Raw genomic sequence first — 19,868 nt, 5'->3', positions numbered from 1 at the left:
TGTTAATAAGTTTTGGCCCGGTCGCGAATGGGGGGGCACTGCTTCTTTTATCGTGGTAATTGCAATCGTTGATTTTATTGTTATCAGAAAATACTGGAAATAGATAAGGAAGATGCACACACAGGGATATCAGACTTACATACCTGCCAATATTTCGCGAGCTAAAGGAGATGCAATATCTCTGGCAACAGCCGGTGCGTTTGTTGAACACCAGGCTGCTGTCATTGCTGGGCGACGAACCGCATACGCCGTTGGATCGTGCGGTTGAGATGACGCAGCGTTCGCTCGGTTGTCTGCCGGCTTAGAGGTCGCTGGCGGGCAGGGGATTGCGGACCGTCGTCGCGTCACGATGCTCGATGGGTTTACGCACCAGAAACCAGTAACACAACCCAGTCAGGGCGGCGATCCCCCCGCCACTGATAAACGCCAGGGCATAAGATCCGGTGATATCGGCGATATAACCCGTCACCAGCGGCGATAACGCTCCGGCGAAGAAGCCGCCGAAGTTTTGGATACCACACACCGAACCCACAATATCGTTAGGTGCGACATCTCCCGGGATCGCCCAGCAGGTACAGGAAACCGCTGACAGGAAAAACATCGCTATCGTCATCATGCTGAGCGCGGCCACCAGCGAATCACAGAACGGGACAGCGATAGTGGTGGCACCGCTGATCAATGCGGCGACCATAATCACCACTTTCTTTGCTTTGAGCGGTTCCGCCACTTTACGCTGGTCGATCAGCCATTTCACCGCATAGCCACCCAGCGCCGCGCCGATAATCCCGGCCAGATAAGGGATACTGGCGTACACACCCATGCTACTCAGGGACAAATGCTGGGTTTTCATCAGATAGAGCGGCAAAAAGGTGACGAAGATATTGAATAACCAGATGTAGCAAAACCAGCCCAGCATCATGCCCCACATCGATTGGTAGCGAAATAACTCACGCCACTTCACGCGTTGCCCGGCGGGAATCGCCGAAACGCTGCCGCCTCCGCCTGTCAGAATGTACTGCTTCTCCGCACGGCTAAGTCCCTGATGCTGTTCCGGGTGGCGATAGATAAAGAAGAAGATCAGGCCGAAAATGACCCCGAGGCTTCCCGCCAGATAAAACAAGGCTCCCCAGCCAAAATGGATGCTCATCAGTACCAGCAACGGTGGGGCGAAGGCCAGCCCCCAGCGGGAAGAGGCATCCCAGATTGAACTGGCCAGCGCCCGCTCTTTACGTGGAAACCAGATCGAGGTGATTTTGGCGGATGTTGGCCAGCCGGGCGCTTCTGTCATACCGAGCAGGGCGCGTGCGCAGAGCAGTGCGGGCAGGGTGCTGCATAACCCGGTGATCATGGTCGATAACCCCCACAGTGACGCGGCGGAAGCATAAACCTTGCGTGGACCAAAGCGATCCGCCAGCCAGCCGGCAGGGAACTGGCTAAAGGCAAAGAACAGCGAAAATACCGATCCCATCAGGCCGATATCCGTGTTGCTGAGATGAAGGTCGCTCATCATCGAGGGTGCAGCCACCGCCAGGCTGGCACGGTCGAGATAGTTGATGAAGCCGCCAATAAGTAACACAAAGGCAACAAACCAGCGTTTTTTACCCACAACCTGGTGCGATGACATAGAAGGTTCCCGTTATGATTAACTGACATGTCAGAATATTAGTCATCACGACTGACATGTCAGCAAGTGGCAAAGTTTATTGTTTAGATATCGATCACAAATGCCCAATATGAGGCGATTTAGATGAGGGTTTACCCGATGGTTGTAAATCATCCTGAAATTTATAACATGTCAGTTTTCGTGATGACGGCCACATAATAAGCATTGGAATGTTGTCAGCGGTGGTCAGTCGGGACTAAATCAACCCTGTTACGGGATTGTTATTTAAAAACGGGAGCCAGTTATGAGTCAGCGTGACAACCCACCCGACGCAGAAACCCTGCGCCGCATGCCTTATCAATTCAATCAACCTGCGGAGATGGTGCCGGATCTGGTGGTGCCGCACGCGGTGCCGCTCGACGACCGCATCTGGGTGCCACAGGCAGAAAACGTCTGGTTTCGCCCGTTGTGCCTGAATCGCTCTGCCGGGTACTGGATGAACCTGCTGAAAGTGCGTAAATCCGGGGTGCTGAGCCGCCATCGTCATCCGGCACCGGTGCATGCCTATGTGATTAAGGGACGCTGGCGTTACCTCGAACATGACTGGGAAGCGGTAGAGGGCGGTTACGTGTTTGAACCGCCGGGCGAAACGCACACGCTGGTGGTTGACCCGGATGTAGAAGAGATGATCACCTTGTTTCAGGTGCATGGCTGCATGTATTACGTCGATCCCTGGGGCGAACACATTGGTTTTGAGGATGTGTTTACCAAGATCGAAATGTGCCGTAAGCATTATGCCGCGACAGGGCTGGGCAGTGATTTTGTCGATCAGTTTATTCGCTAGACAGGGAGAGCCAGAATGATGACTTTTAATGCGGCGTTGTTCAAAGGCAAAACGGCGCTGGTCACCGGTGGCACCAGTGGCATTGGCGCAGGTATCGCGCGTTGTCTGGCGAGCCTCGGTGCCAACGTGATTGCCGCCGGGGTGGGGAGTGCCAATCATCAGCTCGCTGAAAATCCCGACATTCGGATCCAGGAACTGGATGTACGTGATAATCAGGCGATTATTGCCCTTTTCGCGGCATTACCACAGCTGGATCTGCTGGTGAACTGCGCCGGAATTATCAGCCGGGGGAAGGAGCATGAAGTCGAAGTGTTTGAGCAGGTGGTGGATATTAACCTCACCGGCACCCTGCGTTGCTGCCGTGCGGCCAAAGAAAAACTGGCGCAAAGCCAGGGTTGCATTGTGAATACTGCATCAATGCTGAGTTTTTTCGGTGGTGGATTAGTACCGGGCTATAGCGCCAGTAAGGGGGGCATTATGCAGCTGACTAAATCGCTGGCGATTGCCTGGGCAGATCAGGGAATTCGCGTTAATGCCGTCGCACCGGGATGGATTGCCACGGCATTAACTCAGGCGTTACAGGACGATCCGCAACGTGCGCAACCGATTCTGTCCCGCACGCCGTTGCAGCGCTGGGGACAGCCGGATGATGTGGCACAGGCGGTCGCTTTTCTGTGCAGCCCGGCCGCCTCTTTTATTACCGGCGTTATTTTGCCGGTAGACGGGGGGTACTTAATCGCCTGAGTACGATTAAATCTGCGCCATACCGCCATCGACAAACAACTCGGTGGCGTTGATAAAGCTGGAATCATCAGAAGCGAGGAATGCCACCACTTTACCAATCTCTTCAGGTTCACCCAGACGACCGAGCGGCACCTGCGCTGCCAGCGCGTCAAACAATCCCTGACGTTGTTCTTCGCTGACCAGACCGCCTAAACCTGGGGTACGAATCGGACCAGGGCTGACGACGTTGATACGGATACCGCGATCTTTCACATCCAGCGCCCAGGAACGGGCAAAGTTACGCACGGCTGCTTTACTGGCGCTGTAGACGCTAAAGCCAGCGGTGCCCTTAACCGAGGTGGTCGAAGCGGTGAGGATCACTGAAGCCTTGTCACTCAGCAGCGGCAGCGCCTTTTGTACGGTAAACAACACGCCACGCACGTTGGTACCAAAGATACGATCAAAATGTTCTTCGGTGATGCTACCCAACGGCTGCATATCGCCGCCACCGGCGTTAGCAAACAGGACATCAAGACGACCTGCCTGACGGGCGATCTGCGCATAAACGGCGTCGAGGTCGCTCAGCTGCGCCGCATCGGCGCGAATCCCGGTTGCCGCTGCGCCGATGCTGGCGACGGCGGCGTCCAATTCTGCCTGGCGACGGCCAGTAATAAACACCTGCGCGCCTCGTGCCGCCAGCGTCTGCGCCGCAGCCAGGCCAATACCGGTGGTGCCGCCGGTAACCAAAGCAATTTTACCTTTCAGTGATGCGTTCATGTTTGTCTCTCCAGTAAGTGATTAAGTGATTTTCAACTGCTGCGTAGTGCATGGACGCAATGTAACGTGGCGACGTTTATCGATAAATTGTGTAAAATGGAAATAACTATTCATGTGTGTGGATAATAGGTAAGGAACGATGGACCAACTGATGGCAATCAAGGCTTTTGCGCGTGTGGTGGAGGCCGGAAATTTTACCCGTGCGGCGGATTCGCTCGATATGCCCAACGCCACGCTCAGTAAGATGGTGCAGGAGCTGGAGGCCCATCTGGGGATTCGTTTGCTGCAACGCACCACCCGGCGCGTGACGGTGACGGCAGAGGGGCGGGATTACTACGAAAAAGCCTTGCGCATCGTGCGTGACCTGGAGGATATCGACGCGTCGTTTAACGTGGTCAGTGGTCGGTTACGTGGCTATCTGCGCGTTGATGTCGGTGGTTCAACAGCGCGTGATGTGCTGATACCGGCACTGCCTGATTTTATGGCGCGCTACCCGGATATTCGTCTCGATCTTGGGGTTTCGGACCGGCCAGTTGATCTGATCAGTGACAACGTCGATTGCGTGATTCGTGGCGGGCCGCTCAGTGATTCTTCCCTGATCGCGCGTCATATTGGTGATGCCACCCTGATCACCTGTGCAACACCGGGTTATCTGAAAGCCTTTGGTGTCCCTGCTTATCCTGACGAATTAAAAAATGGCCACCGGCTGGTGAGTTATCTGTCACCGCAAACCGGCCGTCCGTTTCCGTTCCGCTTCGCGCGCAACGGCGAAAAGACCGAGATCAAAACCGAACACCGTATCGGGATTAACGAAAGCAACGCGCATCTGGCGGCAGCGCTGGCCGGGCTGGGGATTATTCAGACCTTCACCTATGCCACCTTTGAAGCCCAGCAACGCGGGGCGCTGGTGGAGATCCTCGCCGGATGGCGGCCCGCACCCTATCCGTTTCATGTGGTGTACCCGCAGAACCGCCACGTTACGCAACGGCTGCGGGTGTTTATCAGCTGGCTGATGGAAGTGTTCCCGCAACGGCTCAGGGCCGTCTGAACAAGGCGATGCTACGGCCCTCCAGCGTAAAGTCTTTTTCTTTGGTGATCACCAGCCCCTTTTTGCTGCCATCGCTGGTGGTGAGTTCCAGTACCCAGCCACCTTCGCCAAATTGTGGGATGCGGAAGGGCACTTCGCCTTCAAACGGGTTAAACAGCATCAGCACGTCATGCCAGACCCCCTCGGTCTCTTGTAAGTCCGGGCGGCCAATGTACATGCCCAGTGTGGTGCCGTCATCCCAATGTTCGGGCTGTTGCAAACCGCCACCGGCATTGAACCATTCAATCTCCATGCCATCACGCCAGTTCTCCCGATGCAGCAACGGCTGACTGGCACGCAGGTGGATAATCTGGCGGGTGAATTCACGCAGCGCTTCGGCACTGGCAGGCAGCTCATCCCAGTGGAACCACGAAATCTCGCTGTCCTGACAATAACCGTTATTGTTGCCCATCTGGCTGCGGCCAAACTCATCACCGGCCAGCATCATCGGTGTGCCGTGGGAAAACAGCAGGGTGGCGAGGAAATTACGTTTCTGCCGTTCGCGGATATCAATGATTTGCGGATCATCGGTCGGACCTTCCGCGCCGTAATTACAGGAGCGGTTGTCGTTGTGACCGTCGTTGTTATCCTCGCCGTTAGCCTCGTTATGCTTCTCGTTGTAGGACACCAGGTCATTAAGGGTGAAACCGTCATGGGCGGTAATAAAGTTGATGCTGGCCCAGGGGCGGCGTCCGCGCTGATCATAGAGATCGCCAGAACCCAGCAGACGGGCGGCAAAATCACTGGAGACATTGTCGCCTTTCCAGTATTCCCGCACCGTATCGCGATATTTGTCGTTCCATTCCGCCCATCCCGGCGGGAACGCACCGACCTGATAACCGCCCGGACCGATGTCCCAGGGTTCACCGATCAGTTTCAGTTTTCCTAATACCGGGTCCTGCGTCATGGCGTCAAAAAAGCCGCCGCGCGGATCGAAGCCGCCCGGTTCCCGGCCCAGAATCGTGCCCAGATCGAAGCGAAAACCGTCGATATGCATCGATTCGGCCCAGTAACGCAGGGAATCCATGATCATCTGTAGTACGCGGGGATGTGAGGTGTTGACAGTGTTGCCAGTGCCGGTGTCATTAACGTAGTAACGATGCTGGTCAGCCAGGGTGCGATAGTAGGAATAGTTGTCGATGCCTTTAAACGACAGCGTGGGTCCCAGTTCATTGCCCTCTGCGGTGTGGTTGTAGACCACATCGAGAATCACTTCGATCCCCGCATCATGCAGTGCGCGCACCATGTCACGAAAGCCCTGAATACCTCGCGGACCGAAATAGCGCGCGGCGGGGGCGAAAAAGTTGAGCGTGTTGTAGCCCCAGAAATTTTTCAGCCCTTTATCCAGCAGGTGCTGATCATCGGGGAACCAATGCACCGGCAGCAACTCGACGGAGGTAATCCCTAAGCTTTTGAGATAATCGACCGTGGACTTATGCGCCATGCCTTCATAAGTCCCACGCAGGGGCTGGGGGATCGCGCTGTTAAGCTGGGTAAAGCCTTTAACATGGGTTTCATAAATGATGGTATTGGCCCAGGGGATAACCGGGCGATTCTGGTCGTGCCAGTCAAATTCGTTGGTATCGATCACCCGACATTTAGGGGTGAAATCGGCACTGTCGTGGGTATCAAAGGTCAGGTCTTTGTCTTCGCCGTCGTGCTGTAAATCGTAGGCGAAATGCGCTTCGTTCCAGGCAATATCTCCCGAGAGGTCGCGCGCATAGGGGTCAAGCAACAACTTGTGCGGATTAAAGCGGTGCCCATTTTCCGGATCGAAGGGGCCATGTACCCGATAGCCATACAGCGCACCAGGGCGCAGGCCGGGGATATAGCCATGCCAGACTTCGTGGGTGAATTCGGGCAAATCAAATCTGGCGATTTCATGGCGGCCACTGTCATCGTACAGGCACAGTTCAACGCGTTCGGCGTGGGCTGAAAAGAGGGCGAAGTTGACTCCTTCACCATCGAAATTGGCCCCCAGCGGGTAGCTGTAACCGGCGGTAATCACTAAAGGCTTAGCGTGCGACATTTTTCCCCACTCCTTTAAATAAGCACTTTTTAAAAACCTGCGCGATAAATCGCGCCGCTACGGGTTATGCATGGGTTGTAGCGGCGCGATTTATCGCGCAATTATTTTCCTCTGCTGATTAACACCAGGTACGGCTGAACGCTGGTGAGAACATCGGCGAGGGCCAACTCTTTATGGTTGATAACGTCGTCATATCGCCGATCGGCAAGTGGCGCAGGCAGGGCAATTTGCCACGACGGCAACGGCTGCGGCAGGTTACCGTCAAAGGCGGTTAACGGCAGGCGAGGCACCACCACGATCAACGCCGCTTGTGCGTCCACCCGCGCAAAGGCAATCAGATGTTCGCTGCTGGCCGCCAGTGGCAGATAATCGCCGTCATGAAACAACCCCGGATGCTGCTGACGTAGCGGCAGCAGGGTCGCGATCATCTGCTGCTTCAATTGGCCGCTTAGCCAGTTGTCGGGCTGCGGCGGGTGGCGGGTCAGCAGCTGTGCCAGCTGGGCAAAATCCGTGGGTTGCCGATTGTCAGGATCGACAAGGCTGAAATTCAGCGTCTCACTGCCCTGATAAATATCCGGCACGCCCGGTGCCAGCAGTTTAATGATGGTTTGGCTCAAGCTGTTCGCCAGCCCGGCATGGATAAACGGGCGTAGCGTGGCAGTAAAATCCTGCAAAAAAGCCTGGCTGGCGGGCGAAAGTAGCTGGCGGGCATAGGCCAGTACCGCCTCTTCATAGGATTCATTGTTCTCAGCCCAATCAGTACGCAGCTTTGCCTCACGCAGCGCTTTTTCCACAAAGGCAACAAAACGCGTTTCCAGCGCCTGCAATCCGCCACAATCATCCGGCTGTAGCGACACCGGCCAGACACCCGCCAGTGCCTGATACAGCATCCATTCCACCGCGGGTCCGGGTGCCGGACCCGACGGCAGTGGCCTGACATGCTCCTGATGCATCTGCCGCCAGCGGCTGATGGCTGCCGACCAGCGTTCGGGGGCTTCGCTCAGGGTATACAACCGCGCACGGGCGTCCTCACCGCGCTTGGTATCATGGGTTGACGTGCTGGAAAGTCCTTGTGGTTGCTGCTGCTGCCGTGCCTGCATCGCGGCGTGGAAACCCGCCAGAGAATAGCGTTGCGGCATGGGTTCGCCGCCGACTTCATTTAACGCCAGCGCCGCACATTGGCGAAAGAACAGGGTATCTTCCACCGACTTTGCCATTAACGGCCCGCTTAATTGTTGAAAACGGCTGCGGAACAGCGCGGTCTGGCTGTCACCGGCTTTGCCATGAAAAAGACCGGTGAGAAAGGCAAGGGCCTCGCGGGATGTTTCTGCGCCAATAGTTGCCGCCACAGCTTGCAGGCGTGCCTCATCGGCAGCCGGTAAGCCCTCAGCAGTGGCGTAAGTGCGGTAAACCGGAAAAGCCAGCAACAGTTCACGTAGCGTGCTGCGGAGTGCGTTATCAGCGATCGTCTCCTGAGCGATTTCCTTTGCCAGCGCCAGCAGGCGGGTGAATTCTCCGGCAAAGTTTCGATCAACCATTAACGCTTTTGCCGCACGTAATTCAGCGGCCATATTGTTCCTGGCAGGATAGGCCTGGCGCAGGGCGTTGATGCCATCACTGGCAACCAACGCATCCGTCAGGGCGACGATAAATTCATAGCCAGTGGTGCCGGAAACGGGCCAGTCTGCGGGCAGCGTCTCCTCCGCGCCGAGGATTTTTTCCACCGTGATATAGCAGTCTGGCCCGGCCTGCTGGCGCAGACGCTCCAGATATCCCTGTGGATCGGCAAGTCCGTCAATGTGATCGATGCGCAGGCCATTAACGGCACCGCTGTGTACCAGCTCCAGAATCAACCGATGTGTGGCGGCAAAGACCTCGGGGTCTTCCACCCGCACCCCCACCAGACCGGTGATTTCAAAGAAACGACGGTATGAAAGGTCCGTTGCGGCATCACGCCAGCACAGCAAACGATAAGCCTGGCGTTCGTGCAGGGCGGCAATATCGACCTTGTCCTGAAGATTGAGTCCCTGCCAGCTGTCGAGCGCCAGCGGGTAAAGATTGTCGTAGTAAGCGAGCGCCGGTAAGCCGCTATGGGGATCGGGGCGAACGCTAATCTCCCCTTTTTCCAGTGCTTCAGTAAAGGTATCGCCCAGAAACGGCAGCGTCAGCGGGCGTGACCAGTCGATATCAAAATAGTGGGCGTAGCGGCTGTGTTCGCCGTGGGCAATCACATCACGCCACCACGGATTTTCCAGCGAGGCCGCCATATGATTAGGGACGATATCGAGTATCAGGCCGAGCCCGGCGCTTTTCAGCGCCTGCACCATGCGCTCGAAACCCGCACGGCCACCGAGTGAGGGATCGATTTGTGTGGCATGTGTGACGTCATAGCCATGGGTTGAATCGCGGGTCGCGGTAAAGATGGGCGAGGCATACAGATGGCTGATGCCGAGCTGTTTTAAATACGGCACCAGGGCGGCAGCGCGATCAAAGGTCATGCCGGTGCGGAACTGAATGCGGTAAGTCGCGGTTGGTATAGTCATGGCGTATCTCCGGCAGACAAACGCACGATAACGCCATTGGCTGGCAGCGGATTGGCTGCCTGCGGCCAGGCAAACAGGGTTGTTCCTGGTAGCGCCGGCAGCGGCTGCGCGCTATGGCTTAAATTCAGCGCCAGTGACAGGGTGCCGCCAGGGAAGCGCCAGCTGACCGCGACAAAGCCACTGGTTGCGGCGATCACGCTGCCGTTATGCGTGACAGCGTCACGGATCAAGGGCGCGATAAATTGCTGACGCACAACCAGCAGCTGTTTTGTCAGCGCCAGCCATTGCTGGCCCTCGTGGCTGCCGGGTTTTGACCAGTCGAGTTTTGAACTCTCAAAGGTGCCCGGTGCATTCGGATCGGGCACGCTGTCCTCCGCATGACCGGCGTGGTCAGTAAACTCACGCGCACGCCCTTCGCGTACCGCCCTGGCGAGATCGCCGTGAAAGTCAGTGAAGAACAAAAACGGATGCGTCTCGCCATATTCCTCGCCCATAAACAGCAGCGGGATGTGGGGGGAAAGCAGCAGGGTGGCGAGCAATGCCTGGGTTCGCCCGGCCCCGGCAAGGGTAATCAACCTTTCCCCCTGAGCGCGGTTGCCAACCTGATCATGATTCTGAATAAAATCGACAAAGGCGACCGGTGGCTGGCCGGTACTGGCGACACCGCGCTTTTTGCCGCTGTGGGGTGACACTTCCCCCTGGTAAGCGAAGCCTTCAGTCAGGATTCGTGCCAGATGTTTTTCCGGCTGGTTGGCGAAATCCTGATAGTAAGCATGGGTTTCTCCCGTCGCACAGACATGAATGGCGTTGTGAAAATCATCATTCCATTCGCCGGTAAACAGCGGTGCGGCACCCTCTGAGGTGCGCGGGTGGAGAAAAATGACGTTGCGGCTGTCTTCGGTCGTGAGGTGGATAGGCCGGTCAGGGATGTCGCGACGGATGCGTTCGGCAATTTCAATCAGAACGTGTTGTTCGGTCTGATCCTTGATCTGGTCGATGGCATCGAAACGCAGGCCATCAAGGTTAAACTCTGTCAGCCAGTACAGCGGGGCTTCGGTGATATAGCGTCGGGCAGCATCGACATCGTAAGCAATGCCTGCGCCCCACGGGGTCCTTCTTTCCTGATCGAAGAAGTCAGGTGACAGCAACGGCAGATAGTTACCTTCCGGACCAAAATGGTTGAGCACGATATCCAGTACCACCGACAGACCAGAGCCGTGCGCGGCGTCCACGAAGGCACGGAAATCATCCGGGGTGCCGTAGGCAGCGTGCGGCGCGTACAACAGTACGCCATCATAGCCCCAGCCACGGTTGCCGCCGAACTGTGCAACCGGTAACACCTCGATCATGGTGATACCCAGGGCCGCCAGCTGTGGCAGCTTTTCTATTGCTGCCTGGAAGGTGCCTTGAGGCGTGAAGGTGCCGATATGCAGTTCATACACCACGGTTTCTTCCCACGGACGACCTGCCCAGTTGCGGTGCTGCCAGGCATAGCGGGTGGGGTCAATAACCAGAGAGGGGCCATTCACCCCCGCCTGCTGGGCGCGCGAGGCGGGATCGGCTAGCTGGGTGCCGTCGGCAAGGAGAAATTGATAAGGCGTACCGGGCACAACCTGGGTCTGCTGCGATTCAAACCAGCCATCTCCACGGGGTTGCATCGGTATGTCAACACCCGCCAGCTGTAACGTCACCTGGGGCTGGCCGGAGGCCCAGAGACGGAAATGCACACTGCCATCAGGTGCGTAATCAGCCCCCCAGCTTTTATGAAATAAACAGGACTGCATTTTATCGCCTCGTGGGTCAGGAAATAACCTGTGACAGTCAAGCATAGACTACGAAGCGGGAGCTGGCTGGGCAGCCAGTCTGTGCGGGATAGTTGCGCCGCTACGGGCGCATTTGAAGGAAATAAGTTCCGCTGTAGGGAATGGGCAGATAATCGTGGAAGATTTGCTTTAACGTCTGTTCAGGCTGCACATCGTTAAACAGCTGCGGATATAACGTCTTAGCCATAAATTCAGTCGCAGCGATGTGCCACGGGCTGAGATAGAAATTCATCCAGATCACCGCCGCATGGCCGTTATGTAACGCCTGCAATTCGCGCAGACCATTCTGTTTTGTTGTCATGGCGCTGAAGCTGCTTTGTACCGCTGCGGGCGCAACCGCCGGACCCAGTTTTAACACGCCTTGCGCATCGTTATCGCCCGCGCCGGTGGCGAAGTAATATTCCGGCTGCGTGGCGATCACGGTTTCCTCACTCAGCCGACCAAACACCCCCTGCACAGTTTTGCTGGCAATGTTGTCGCCGCCTGCGGCATGCAGTAACTCGCCCAGGCTGCCTTTGACGGCAGTGACACAGCATTCATTGCGTCGTCCAAGATGCAGTTGCAGCAGTACCGTTGGTTTTGGTCCGTGATAACTCGCCAGCCGTTGCTGAATCACCTGTAAATGCGCCTGATAGAATCGGTTGAACGATTCGGCGCGCGCCGTCTGGTTCAGCACTTCACCGAGGATCTGCACGCTGCGCGTGGTGTTTTTCAGCAAATGCACACGCAGATCGATCTTCACCACCGGGATGTGCGCGGCTTTCAGCATCGCCACCAGACGTAAATCCCCATCGTCATAACGCGCCAGGCTGGGCAGGATCACCACATCCGGTTTGAGCGCCAGCACCTGTTCCGGGTTTATGTCGTTGGTGCCGCCCGCACCCAATACCGGGATCTTCAGCATCTGCGGGAACTTGCGGGCGAAAATGTCCCACATCTGGCTGTCGTATCTTTTCAGATCCTGCGGCCAGCCGATGATGCGCTGAAAGGGATCGCCAGGTTCCAGCATCGCCAGCGTATACAGCATGCGACTTTCCCCCAGCACGATACGCTGGGGGTTATCGGGAATCGTCACCGGGTTACCGTCGATATCGGTGATAGTTTTTGCCAGCGCGGCGCTGCTGAACGTCAGCAGCAGCAGCGCCACCATCCTGAGAATTATCGCCTTAGAATTCAACGCTGGCCTCTAGCATAAAGTTACGGGTGGCACCTTCACGCACGCGCAGATTGCCGCCGCTTGAGGTGTAATAATGTTTATTAAACAGGTTATTCAGGTTCAGTTTCAGCTGGGTTTTGTTGCCCAGCAGACGATTGTTCCAGGCAATAAAGCTATCGGCGACGACGTAATCCGGCATGGTGAAGCTGTTCTCGGGATCACCCGCACGCGCGCCCACATAGCGTGCACCGCCACCGACGCGGAAATCACCCGGGATCGCGTTAAACGTCAGATTATGGCTCAGATATAGCGCACCAGAATGACGCGGCGCATTTTGCAGACGGTTGCCGTTATTGGCTGAGTTCACGCCATCATTGACGATTTCCGCCTTGTCGTAGCTGTAGTTGGCGCTCAGATCCCAGCCCGGCAGGACTTCACCATTCAACTCAAATTCGGCACCACTGGAACGTGCTTTGTCGATGGCGCGGGTTTCACCGTTGATGCTGAGCGACATATCGCGTTCATCGATGCGATACAGCGCCACGCTGGCGAACAGGCGTGGCGAAATTTGCCACTTGCTGCCCACTTCCCAGGTGGTGCCCTGCTCAGGTTTGCCGACATTGCCATCATCATCCACATCTGTCGACGGGGTGAAGGATTTGCTGACGCTGCCATACAGCGACACATCTGGCGTCAGTTTGTAGATTAACCCGGCCTGCGGCAGGAACTTGTTGCCTTCATCGTTCATGGTCTCGACAACCGGGTCCCAGCCTTGTGAAGCACGTTGCTCATAATGCTGGTAACGTCCGCCGACGACGGCGATCCAGTTTGAGGTCAGAGAGATGCTGTCCTTGGCGTACACCGAACGGCTGTGAATACGGTTCAGCAGATTGGCGTTGGCGGTTTTCTCGGTGCTGCTATCGGTCACCGGCGACATCAAATCGTATTGCGGATCGTACAGATTGAAATCGCTGTTGGATTTGCCCTGATACTGATGCGCACGATAGGTCTGGTTCATTTCATAATCGGTACCGACCACCAGGTTGTGCGTCATGCCGAAGATTTCCGGCGTGCCCATCACATCCCACGAAACATATTTGGTTTTGTGGTTGAAACCACGGTTGGCATCAGCGCGGCGCGTTACGGCACCGGTGGTGGTGTTGATCGCCGTCACCCTGACTTCGTTGTTGTCATACTGACGCTGGTTCATGCCGAAGGTCAGACGGGTGCTCCAGTCATCGTTGAACTGCCAGTCATAATGGGCATTCAGGGTCTTGTTATGTCCCCACGCGTGGTTGGCTTTGTCATCGAGACGGTCCTTGTAGCCAATGTTCACCGGCTTGCCGTTGATAAATGCCGTGCCGCGATCGTAGGGGATATCGTACTGATAATCTTCATAACTGATCAGGAAGCTGGCTTTTTCGCCATACCATTGCAGTGAGGGAGCAATCAGCGTGTGTTTATCGGTGCCGAAGTTACGCCAGTAATCCTGGTTTTGTTTCTCCGCGATCAAACGGAAGGCAAAGCCGTTGCCGAGCGGGCCGGTGACATCCACCGTGCCAGCTCCGCCGCCTTCGCTGGCGTAACGACCGCTGACTTTGGTGTGCCATTCATATTGCGGCTTTTTACTGATGACATTGATCACACCACCCGGATTCTGAATGCCATACAGCAGGGACGCGGATCCCTTTAACACTTCCACTCGTTCGGTGGTGGCATCGAAATTCAGCCCCTGGCTGCTGCGCACGCCGTCACGGTAGATGGAACCATCCGAGTTACTGCCGAAGCCACGCCGCACAAAACCATCTTCAGTGCCAGCGAGGGTATTCCCTTCGGTAACGCCACTGACAAAACGCATCGCTTCTGACAGGTTGCTGACCTGATAGTCATCCAGCTGTTGCTGAGTGACGACGCTGACGGATTGCGCTTCATTAACGCGTGGCGTCGGGGTTTTGCTGGCAACCGAGCTGCTGGTGGCGTTGTAACCTTGATCGCTGTTTTCCTGTGCCGTTACGGTGAGGGTATTATTTTCCTCTGTGGCAAAACTGATTCCTGGTGTAAAAATTGTCACCCCATAAATAGCCGCAATAATGGCCGGATGAGGTTTCTTTTTAAAAGTGAACGGCTGATTGTTATTCATTTAATATAAACCTGGTATTTATTGTCTGGTTATTTTCGTCCATGAAGAAATCGCCGGCCTTTTTAATAATCAGGCCAGATGTGTTGCTCTGATAAACATTGCTAATTATCGGGGTATTATTATTTTATTGAACGTTGAAAGCCGTTAAGATGCGACCTCAATGTAATTGAGAATCATTCAAACATGAACCAATGTAGTAGTAAATGCAAAAAATCATACCAATGCTACATCAGCATTGTACAAGGCCAGTGTTCGAGGGGGTTTCATTTAACTGACTGAATAAACGCGATTTAAAGTGAGTCCCTCACTGATTTTATGATGATTTCCGGCTTCTTTTTGTGTAGTTTTGAACATCGCAATGGATTGTTCCCACTACAGACTGGTGATGAAGCTGTGCAGGGGAAATCAACAATCTTATGTAAAACAAACAGTTCGGATACGAAAATGGCATCAGGCAATAAAATAAAAAATCGGGTCGATGTGCTGGGTGAACGTTATCGTGCACGAGCTGCGGCCCTGTCACCCCAGCTACAAACGGTGGTGCGCTATATCCACGAAAATCGTGAGGCGGTGGTAGAGGCGACCGCCATGGAAATTGCTGCCGCGACGCAAAGTTCTGATGCCACCGTGGTGCGTGCCGTGCAGGCATTGGGTTTTGCCGGGTTGCGTGATTTAAAAAAAACGCTGGTCGCCTGGTTTGGACCGGCGATGAATTCCGAAGACAAAATGATTACGACCGTGGGCGAGCTTTCCTGCGATATTAATTCCGGCATTGATTTCGTATTAGGCGGACATAAACGCGCCTGTGATGCGTTATCAGAACCACATAATCGCCAGGCCATCTCTGCGGCGGTGGCGTTATTGATTGAAGCGCGTCAGGTGGGGTTGTTTGGTATTAATGCGTCAGGCGTACTGGCGGATTACAGCCGTCGTTTATTTGTGCGTATCGGCATTCCGGCGGTGGCGCTCAACCGGTCCGGGGTGGCGCTGGCTGAGCAACTGATTGCCCTTCAGCGCGGCGATGTGTTGATCATGATGGCGCAAAAATCGGCCCATCGTGAGGGTATCACCACGGTAAAGGAGGCAAAGCGCCTCGGTATCCCGATTATTCTGCTGACCAACGCCACCGATTCGTTTTTTGCGAAGGAGGCGGATGTGGTGATCAATGTGCCACGCGGCGGAGAAGATGGCCGCATGCCGCTGCATGGCACGGTGCTGGTGTGTCTCGAAATGCTGATTTTGTCGGTGGCATCGGCCACGGCGTCGCGCACCGTCAAAACCATGAAACGTATTCAGGATCTGAATCGCAGCATGAAACCCGGCAAAAAATAGCCGGGCTATTTCGTGCTGGCAACCAGACGCGCTGGCCGATCAGCACTGACGACCAGCCACACCGCGCAAACAATCAACAGCGCCCCTGCGGTAAAGCCCTCATTAAGTTTTTCACCCAACACCAGCCAGCCCCAGAAGATGCCAAAAGGCGGGATCAGGAAGGTGACAGTCAGCGTGCGCAGCGGCCCAATATCAGCCAGCAGGCGAAAGTAGAGAATGTAGGCCAGTGCGGTACAGATAAAACCCACCGCCAGAATGCAGGCCCAGACTTCGGGGATTTGCCATTGGCTGGTTGCCGTTTGCGGGGCGGTAACGGCAAAAAATGGCAGCAGAAAGACCGAGGCACCGAGCTGGCTACCAAACGCCACTTTGGTGGCATCCAGCCCACCACGCGCACTAATCCAGCGTTTAGCGAGGAACCCGGCCATGCCATAGCAGGTGGTGGCGACCATGCAGGCAAGGATGCCCAGCATTAACGCGCGGGTGAGATGGGCCTCTCCGGTGGCACTGATCAGCAGGATGCCGGCAAAACCGGCTACCATGCCAAGCACTTTCTTCAACGTAAGCTTTTCCGCGAAGAAGGCGGCCCCCATGATGACCCCCATCAATGGCGCGGTGGCGTTAAGGATGGCGGAATAACCAGCCGGGAGGACGCGGGCGGCAAGACAATACATCAGAAAGGGAAGGCCGGAGTTAATGACCCCAAGCAGCATTGCCCAGCGTAGTTTACCGTCAAAACGCAGCGGCATTTTCAGGATCGCCATAATTACCAGCAGGCCGCAGGTGCCACATAACACCCGCAGAAACGCGGTATTTACCGCCCCCAGTGCCGGGACGGCAATGCGCATAAACAAAAAGCTGGCGCCCCAGATAGCCGCCAGTAGCAAAAGACGCAATGTGTCTGATGTTCTCATAAGAATGTAAAATGGATTATTTGCAGGGGTGAAGACTGTAAATATAAACAGGTCAGCTGGCAAGGTGAGATGCGTGATAAATCGCGCTTTCCATCGATACACAACTGTGGCACCATTTAGGAATTGAACGTTTCCTAAATGGTGAAAAAATGTCAGAGCAGCCACGGATCGTGCGGGAGCGCGGCCGTCCACGCCAGTTCGACCTCGACGTTGCCCTAGATCGCGCCATGCTGGTGTTCCGTGAAAAGGGTTATCACAGCGCCTCGATCAGCGATTTGAGTGAGGCGATGCAGCTCACCGCCGGAAGTATCTACAAAGCGTTTACTGACAAGCACGGCCTGTTCCTGCAAGTGTTCGCGCGGTACACCTCACTGCGAAATCATGATTTGCGCCAGCGGCTGGCACAACAACCTGATGGCAGGGCGCGTATCGCCGAGCTGCTGCGTTTTTACCTCGAATCTGCCAGCGATATGGAAGGGCGGCGGGGTTGCCTGGTGGTCGGTAGCACCGTTGAATTACAACTGCTGGATGACGAGCTGGCCGCAGGCGTGCGCGCTGCATTGCTGCGTAATCAGCAATCGATTCTGCAATTGATCGAACAGGGCCAGCAGGATGGTTCGATTAATCCGCAACATGATGCCCAGGCACTGGGTGGCGTGTTGTTGTGTCTGGTGCTGGGGATGCGTGTGGCTGGCAAAATGCAGGATTTACCGGCAGGTGAGCAGCTGATTGCTACCACGCTGACGCTGCTCGATTAAAATTTTTTGTCTAATAAGGAAATAGTCATTTCCTAAATCATGAGAGGTTTGAATGTCTGAATTTGCACAACCCTGGTCACAGCCTGTCGCGCATTTGCCCGGCTTCGCTCATTTTTATACCACGGTGGACGGTGTTCGCCTGCACTACGTCAGCGGGGGAAATCCGCAGGGCGAAGTGTTGTTGCTGCTGGCGGGCTTTCCGCAAAGCTGGTACGCCTGGCATCAGGTCATGGCTGAGTTGGGGGATCGTTATTTCATCATCGCGCCTGATTTGCCAGGGCAGGGTGATTCTGACAAACCACAAGCCGGTTACGGTACCCAGTCGCTGGCGGAAAAAGTGCAGGGTTTAATGCAAAAGCTGGCGATTGAGCGCTACTACCTTGCTGCCCATGATGTCGGGGCCTGGGTAGCGTGGCCCTATGCCATGCGTTACAGCCAGCAGGTGATAAAACTGGCCCTGCTTGATGCGGGCATTCCCGGCGTTACGCTGCCAGATGCCTTACCCGCGACGCCGGATAAAGCGTGGAAGACCTGGCATTTCGCCTTCCATTTATTGCCGGATCTGCCGGAGGCGTTAATCAGTGGCCGTGAAGAGATTTATCTGGAATGGTTTTTGCGACGTAAAACCGCCAGTCCGATGGTGTTTAGCGCTGCGGATATGGCGGAATACGTGCGTCTGCTGAAACAAAATGGCGCGCTGCGCGCCGGACTGGCACCGTATCGTGAAGTGATGCACTCAGCCGCACAGAATCGGGCCTTACGCGAGCAGGGCAAATTAACGTTGCCGCTACTGGCGATCAGTGCCGATCAGGGATCCATCCCCGACATGGCGGCGCCCCTGCGGCAGTTCGCGGACAACGTTACCGGCATAACCATTGCCCACAGCGGCCACTTCATCCCTGATGAGCAGCCGCAGGCGCTGGCTGATGCGCTGGCGACGTTTTTCCGTTAAGCCCGCAGACTGGCCACTTCAACACGCGTACCGCTGGCAGAGGAGCGCACCATCGCTTCAATAATCTGCTGATTCTCCAGGCCGAAGCGGAAATCCGGGAAGCAGCCGCTTGCTCCGCTCAGGCCTTTGATCAGGTCATAGATTTCAATCACTTTGACGTCAAAATAACCGAGTCCACCGCCCGCGAAGTCGAAACCAAAGAAGCCACCAAATTGTTCCACCTGAGAACCGGCATAAAGGGTTTTAAAGCCGCGATCGTGTTTTTCATCGCGATAGCGGGCAATTTTCAGCTCGTTAAAACGCTCGCCATCCATAATGATGGTGCCTTCGGTGCCAGACACTTCCCAGGCGATACCAAACACTTTCCCTGCGGAAATCCTTGAGGCTTCAATCACCCCTCCGGCATGGTTGGCAAAGGTAATCAGCGACTGAAACTGATCATCATTCTCCACCTTAAGTCGTGCCGCATCCTTGCTGGCGTGTGCACCATAGCCAGAACCACCACCGGCGGCCGGGCGGGAGTCAATAAACAGCTGCTCCTGACCGATAACGCTGGTGATCGGTCCCATCAGATATTGCGCCACACTCACCACATGCGAACCGAGATCGCCGAGGGAGCCAGAACCGGCCTGCTCGCGCGAACAGCGCCAGCTCCACGGCAGCTCCGGGTCGTTGAAGAAACCCTGATCAAACCAGCCACGAAAACGGGTAGGCGTACCGATATCCCCTCGTTCGATCATCTGTTTCGCCAGCTGCGCTGCAGGGGTTTTGATGTTGTTAAACGCCACCATGGTTTTTACTCCGGCGCGTTCCGCTTCCTGTGTCAGGGTTTGCGCTTCCAGTAATGAAACCGTGAGGGGTTTTTCGCAGTAGACATGTTTGCCCGCACGAATCGCCGCCAGCGCCATGTCGTAATGCATATTATTCGGGGTGGTGATGTCGACAATATCGATTGCCGGGTTAGCAATCATGGCCCGCCAATCTGCCGTGCTGTGCTGAAAACCAAAACGCTGTGCAGCTTCTTGCGCCAGCGCCGGAGTGGCATCAGCCAGCGTATGCAGCACCGGTTGCAGTGGCAGATTACGATATAACAAGCCTGCACGACGCCAGGCGTCGGCATGCGCCTGGCCCATAAAACCCGAACCAATCAGGCCGACGTTGAGTTTTTTTCCGGTCATGTTCTCTTT

16 protein-coding genes are annotated in these 19,868 nt (G+C 55.6%); 7 read left to right on the top strand and 9 right to left on the bottom strand.

What is annotated here, in order from left to right; translation table 11 throughout:
• Positions 1 to 170 precede the first annotated feature (170 nt).
• Positions 171 to 305: a hypothetical protein gene (locus tag CUN67_RS30435; protein WP_439332286.1), complete on the top strand. Its 135-nt coding sequence runs from the start codon at positions 171 to 173 to the stop codon at positions 303 to 305.
• Here the strand turns inward: CUN67_RS30435 and CUN67_RS22985 are convergent.
• A complete protein-coding gene (locus CUN67_RS22985) occupies positions 302 to 1,624 on the bottom strand; it encodes an MFS transporter (RefSeq protein WP_208717770.1) in 1,323 nt (440 codons plus the stop codon). The two genes, CUN67_RS30435 and CUN67_RS22985, sit on opposite strands and share 4 nt — an antisense overlap.
• Positions 1,625 to 1,907: 283 nt before the next feature.
• Here CUN67_RS22985 and CUN67_RS22980 point away from each other — a divergent pair, with 283 nt between their 5' ends.
• Both CUN67_RS22980 and CUN67_RS22975 read left to right on the top strand, forming a co-directional pair.
• Entirely contained in the window at positions 1,908 to 2,447 is a 540-nt protein-coding gene (locus tag CUN67_RS22980; RefSeq protein WP_208717769.1) for a 2,4'-dihydroxyacetophenone dioxygenase family protein, read from the top strand.
• An 18-nt stretch (positions 2,448 to 2,465) separates the two neighbouring features.
• Complete coding sequence (locus CUN67_RS22975) at positions 2,466 to 3,191, top strand: SDR family NAD(P)-dependent oxidoreductase (protein WP_208717862.1); 726 nt, start codon at positions 2,466 to 2,468, stop codon at positions 3,189 to 3,191.
• A gap of 6 nt (positions 3,192 to 3,197) precedes the next feature.
• Here the strand turns inward: CUN67_RS22975 and CUN67_RS22970 are convergent, their stop codons facing one another.
• On the bottom strand, positions 3,198 to 3,947 hold the full coding sequence (locus tag CUN67_RS22970; protein ID WP_208717768.1) for an SDR family NAD(P)-dependent oxidoreductase: 750 nt from the start codon (positions 3,945 to 3,947) through the stop codon (positions 3,198 to 3,200).
• 139 nt (positions 3,948 to 4,086) lie between these two features.
• Here CUN67_RS22970 and CUN67_RS22965 point away from each other — a divergent pair, with 139 nt between their 5' ends.
• Positions 4,087 to 4,995: a LysR family transcriptional regulator gene (locus tag CUN67_RS22965; RefSeq protein WP_208717767.1), complete on the top strand. Its 909-nt coding sequence runs from the start codon at positions 4,087 to 4,089 to the stop codon at positions 4,993 to 4,995.
• Here CUN67_RS22965 and glgX read toward each other — a convergent pair.
• The 5 genes from glgX to CUN67_RS22940 form a co-directional block, all read right to left on the bottom strand.
• The gene (gene glgX / locus CUN67_RS22960; protein ID WP_208717766.1) at positions 4,982 to 7,063 is read right to left on the bottom strand and encodes a glycogen debranching protein GlgX; all 2,082 of its coding nucleotides are present in this window, start codon (positions 7,061 to 7,063) and stop codon (positions 4,982 to 4,984) included. The two genes, CUN67_RS22965 and glgX, sit on opposite strands and share 14 nt — an antisense overlap.
• A 101-nt stretch (positions 7,064 to 7,164) precedes the next feature.
• The gene (gene treY / locus CUN67_RS22955) at positions 7,165 to 9,606 is read right to left on the bottom strand and encodes a malto-oligosyltrehalose synthase (RefSeq protein ID WP_208717765.1); all 2,442 of its coding nucleotides are present in this window, start codon (positions 9,604 to 9,606) and stop codon (positions 7,165 to 7,167) included.
• The gene (gene treZ / locus CUN67_RS22950) at positions 9,603 to 11,390 is read right to left on the bottom strand and encodes a malto-oligosyltrehalose trehalohydrolase (protein WP_208717764.1); all 1,788 of its coding nucleotides are present in this window, start codon (positions 11,388 to 11,390) and stop codon (positions 9,603 to 9,605) included. The genes treY and treZ overlap by 4 nt, the downstream gene beginning before the upstream one ends.
• 100 nt (positions 11,391 to 11,490) lie before the next feature.
• Entirely contained in the window at positions 11,491 to 12,579 is a 1,089-nt protein-coding gene (locus CUN67_RS22945; protein WP_208717763.1) for an ABC transporter substrate-binding protein, read from the bottom strand.
• A 16-nt stretch (positions 12,580 to 12,595) separates the two neighbouring features.
• On the bottom strand, positions 12,596 to 14,725 hold the full coding sequence (locus CUN67_RS22940; RefSeq protein WP_208717762.1) for a TonB-dependent siderophore receptor: 2,130 nt from the start codon (positions 14,723 to 14,725) through the stop codon (positions 12,596 to 12,598).
• 444 nt (positions 14,726 to 15,169) lie between these two features.
• Between CUN67_RS22940 and CUN67_RS22935 the strand changes: the two genes are divergently transcribed.
• Positions 15,170 to 16,057 carry a MurR/RpiR family transcriptional regulator gene (locus CUN67_RS22935; protein ID WP_208717761.1) on the top strand — a complete coding sequence of 296 codons (888 nt, stop codon included), beginning with the start codon at positions 15,170 to 15,172 and terminating at the stop codon, positions 16,055 to 16,057.
• A 5-nt stretch (positions 16,058 to 16,062) separates the two neighbouring features.
• On the opposite strand, the gene CUN67_RS22930 is transcribed toward CUN67_RS22935, so the two are convergent.
• Entirely contained in the window at positions 16,063 to 16,971 is a 909-nt protein-coding gene (locus CUN67_RS22930) for a DMT family transporter (RefSeq protein ID WP_208717760.1), read from the bottom strand.
• Positions 16,972 to 17,120: 149 nt separating this feature from the next.
• Here CUN67_RS22930 and CUN67_RS22925 point away from each other — a divergent pair, with 149 nt between their 5' ends.
• Both CUN67_RS22925 and CUN67_RS22920 read left to right on the top strand, forming a co-directional pair.
• Positions 17,121 to 17,729, top strand: a complete 609-nt coding sequence (locus CUN67_RS22925) for a TetR/AcrR family transcriptional regulator (protein ID WP_208717759.1) — start codon at positions 17,121 to 17,123, stop codon at positions 17,727 to 17,729.
• A 52-nt stretch (positions 17,730 to 17,781) separates the two neighbouring features.
• Positions 17,782 to 18,681: an alpha/beta fold hydrolase gene (locus CUN67_RS22920; RefSeq protein WP_208717758.1), complete on the top strand. Its 900-nt coding sequence runs from the start codon at positions 17,782 to 17,784 to the stop codon at positions 18,679 to 18,681.
• Here CUN67_RS22920 and CUN67_RS22915 read toward each other — a convergent pair.
• Positions 18,678 to 19,859 (bottom strand): Gfo/Idh/MocA family protein, encoded by a 1,182-nt coding sequence (locus CUN67_RS22915; RefSeq protein ID WP_208717757.1) that lies wholly within the window; start codon positions 19,857 to 19,859, stop codon positions 18,678 to 18,680. The genes CUN67_RS22920 and CUN67_RS22915 overlap by 4 nt on opposite strands.
• Positions 19,860 to 19,868: the final 9 nt, after the last annotated feature.

The sequence above is a fragment of the Pantoea cypripedii genome (assembly GCF_011395035.1).
GTDB classification, from domain to species: Bacteria; Pseudomonadota; Gammaproteobacteria; order Enterobacterales; family Enterobacteriaceae; genus Pantoea; species Pantoea cypripedii_A.
The sequence above is the reverse complement of the archived record's forward strand: the minus strand, read 5'-3'. Positions and strand labels throughout refer to the sequence as shown.

Coding starts and splice junctions, on each gene's coding strand:
- treZ (WP_208717764.1), bottom strand. CDS start 11,390: ATGCAGTCCTGTTTATTTCATAAAAGCTGGGGGGCTGATTACGCACCT.
- glgX (WP_208717766.1), bottom strand. CDS start 7,063: ATGTCGCACGCTAAGCCTTTAGTGATTACCGCCGGTTACAGCTACCCG.
- CUN67_RS22930 (WP_208717760.1), bottom strand. CDS start 16,971: ATGAGAACATCAGACACATTGCGTCTTTTGCTACTGGCGGCTATCTGG.
- CUN67_RS22940 (WP_208717762.1), bottom strand. CDS start 14,725: ATGAATAACAATCAGCCGTTCACTTTTAAAAAGAAACCTCATCCGGCC.
- CUN67_RS22975 (WP_208717862.1), top strand. CDS start 2,466: ATGACTTTTAATGCGGCGTTGTTCAAAGGCAAAACGGCGCTGGTCACC.
- CUN67_RS22915 (WP_208717757.1), bottom strand. CDS start 19,859: ATGACCGGAAAAAAACTCAACGTCGGCCTGATTGGTTCGGGTTTTATG.
- CUN67_RS22925 (WP_208717759.1), top strand. CDS start 17,121: ATGTCAGAGCAGCCACGGATCGTGCGGGAGCGCGGCCGTCCACGCCAG.
- CUN67_RS22980 (WP_208717769.1), top strand. CDS start 1,908: ATGAGTCAGCGTGACAACCCACCCGACGCAGAAACCCTGCGCCGCATG.
- CUN67_RS22920 (WP_208717758.1), top strand. CDS start 17,782: ATGTCTGAATTTGCACAACCCTGGTCACAGCCTGTCGCGCATTTGCCC.
- CUN67_RS30435 (WP_439332286.1), top strand. CDS start 171: ATGCAATATCTCTGGCAACAGCCGGTGCGTTTGTTGAACACCAGGCTG.
- CUN67_RS22965 (WP_208717767.1), top strand. CDS start 4,087: ATGGACCAACTGATGGCAATCAAGGCTTTTGCGCGTGTGGTGGAGGCC.
- treY (WP_208717765.1), bottom strand. CDS start 9,606: ATGACTATACCAACCGCGACTTACCGCATTCAGTTCCGCACCGGCATG.
- CUN67_RS22945 (WP_208717763.1), bottom strand. CDS start 12,579: ATGGTGGCGCTGCTGCTGCTGACGTTCAGCAGCGCCGCGCTGGCAAAA.
- CUN67_RS22935 (WP_208717761.1), top strand. CDS start 15,170: ATGGCATCAGGCAATAAAATAAAAAATCGGGTCGATGTGCTGGGTGAA.
- CUN67_RS22985 (WP_208717770.1), bottom strand. CDS start 1,624: ATGTCATCGCACCAGGTTGTGGGTAAAAAACGCTGGTTTGTTGCCTTT.
- CUN67_RS22970 (WP_208717768.1), bottom strand. CDS start 3,947: ATGAACGCATCACTGAAAGGTAAAATTGCTTTGGTTACCGGCGGCACC.